Source organism: Pauljensenia sp. UMB3104 (assembly GCF_030217285.1).
Classification (GTDB): Bacteria; Actinomycetota; Actinomycetes; order Actinomycetales; family Actinomycetaceae; genus Pauljensenia.
Genome location: NZ_JASONN010000109.1, coordinates 1 through 356, shown reverse-complemented (window position 1 = coordinate 356; position 356 = coordinate 1). Strand labels below are relative to the sequence as shown.

The following is a 356-nucleotide window of genomic DNA, read 5'->3' as shown; positions in this document are numbered from 1 at the left end:
GGGTTAGTGATCTCGTCGGAGGTTTCCGAAATCTGCGCAGTTGCAAGCAGATCCGGGATCACGGGTGTTCCCGATGTTTCCAACGTTCCCGGGTAGTAGTAGGTCGTATCGTCGCCGCTTATGGAGCGTGCGTGACTGTAATACAGGGTTGGTAGACCCGAGGTGCCGTCTTTAATCGACGTGTTTTCGCCTCGAATGAAAGAGCTCGCCGTGACGCGCAACTGTTCGTCAATCTGAGACACCAGATGGCGTTGCAGGAGGCCTACCATGACCGTTCCAGACATGATCAGCCCCAGAGCCAACAGGGTTGTAATCAGGGTGACCAGCTGAGTAGAGAGGGGACGACGTTCCCAAAA

1 pseudogene is annotated in these 356 nt (G+C 55.1%); it reads right to left on the bottom strand.

From position 1 onward, the window contains the following. Positions 1–356: pseudogene (locus QP415_RS10975) on the bottom strand (sensor histidine kinase); the annotation flags it as partial.